This is a genomic window from Streptomyces sp. NPDC051738, assembly GCF_044453205.1.
Lineage (GTDB): Bacteria > Actinomycetota > Actinomycetes > Streptomycetales > Streptomycetaceae > Streptomyces.
On sequence record NZ_JBITCM010000057.1, the window covers coordinates 1 to 1,321 of the forward strand.

The 1,321-nt window shown below is 66.0% G+C and carries 1 protein-coding gene and 1 other annotated feature; the gene reads right to left on the minus strand.

Annotated elements, in window-relative coordinates:
• Positions 1 to 27: 27 nt before the first annotated feature.
• Positions 28 to 1,271, minus strand: a protein-coding gene (locus tag ACIA8X_RS46860; RefSeq protein WP_393462900.1) for an IS3 family transposase whose coding sequence is annotated in 2 segments (ribosomal slippage) — positions 28 to 989 and positions 989 to 1,271 — 1,245 coding nt in all. Because the reading frame shifts where the segments join, the coding sequence is not laid out codon by codon here.
• Positions 862 to 990, minus strand: a sequence feature (AL1L pseudoknot). It overlaps the preceding gene by 129 nt.
• Positions 1,272 to 1,321: the final 50 nt, after the last annotated feature.

Genomic DNA, 1,321 nt, shown 5'->3' on the forward strand with positions numbered 1-1,321 from the left:
TGAAGCGCTCCGGGATCGGTGGAGGCTCTATGCGTTGACTCCAGCCGCCGGTTGGGGCTGGTGTTGAGCGTAGTAGTTGATCTCGTGTTCGTGGGGCGGGATGTCGCCGATGGCGGTGTGGAGGCGCTGACTGTTGAACCAGTCGACCCATTCCGCGGTGGCGAGTTCGACGTCGGCGAGGCCGTGCCAGGGCTTGCGGGGCTTGATCAACTCCGTTTTGTAGAGGCCGATCTGGGACTCCATGAGCGCGTTGTCCAGGGCGTCACCGACGGTGCCGATCGAGGCGTCGATGCCGGCGTCGAGGAGGTGGGCGGTGAACGCGAAAGACGTGTACTGGCTGCCCGCATCCGAATGGTGAATCAGCCCTGGTCCGGCGGGACTTCCGGACCTGTCGCGGTGCCACAGGGCCATGTCGAGGGCATCAAGGACGAGCTTGGCCCGTTTACTGGTGGCTGCGGACCAGCCGACGATCGCCCTGGAGAACACGTCGACGACGAACGCGACGTAGACGATCCCGGACCAGGTGGCGACATAGGTGAAGTCGGCCACCCACCGTTGGTTCGGGCGGGACGCGGTGAAGTCACGATGCAGCAGGTCAGCGGCCCGCTCATGGTCGTCGTCGCGGACGGTAGTGTGGATCTTCTTCCCGCGCCGGGCGCCTTGCAGGCCGAGCTCGCGCATCAGCCGGGCGACCGTGCAACGGGCCACTTCTACGCCTTCCCGGTGCAGCTGCCGCCAGACCTTGCGGACCCCGTAGACGCTGAAGTTGTCCGCATGGACGCGGCTGATCTGCCCCTTCAGCTCCGCGTCGCGGACCGACCGTGCGCTGGGGACACGGTTCTTCACCGCATAGTAGGTGCTCGTTGCGATCTTCAGTCCGTGGCCAGTTAGGACTCTGCAGATCGGCTCGACTCCGAACACCTGGCGGTGGGTGTCGATGAACGCTACGAGCGCTTCGACGGCCGGTCGAGCTCGGCCGCGAAGAAAGCCGAGGCCGCCTTGAGGATCTCGTTGGCCCGCCGCAGCTCGGCGTTCTCGGCCTTCAGACGCTTGATCTCCGCGGCTTCCTCGGAGGTCACACCAGGGCGCCGGCCTTCATCGACCTGCGCTTTGCGGACCCAGGTCCGCACCGTCTCGGTGGCACCAATGCCCAGTTTCGCCGCGACCGCCTTCATCGCGGCCCACTCAGTCGGGTAGTTGGGGCGGATCTCCGCGACCATGCGCACCGCACGCTCACGAAGCTCGGGAGGGTAGGGGGACGGACCGGCCATGACTCGATCCTCTCAGGGAATCGAGCCTCCATCAGACCCGGAGCGGTTCA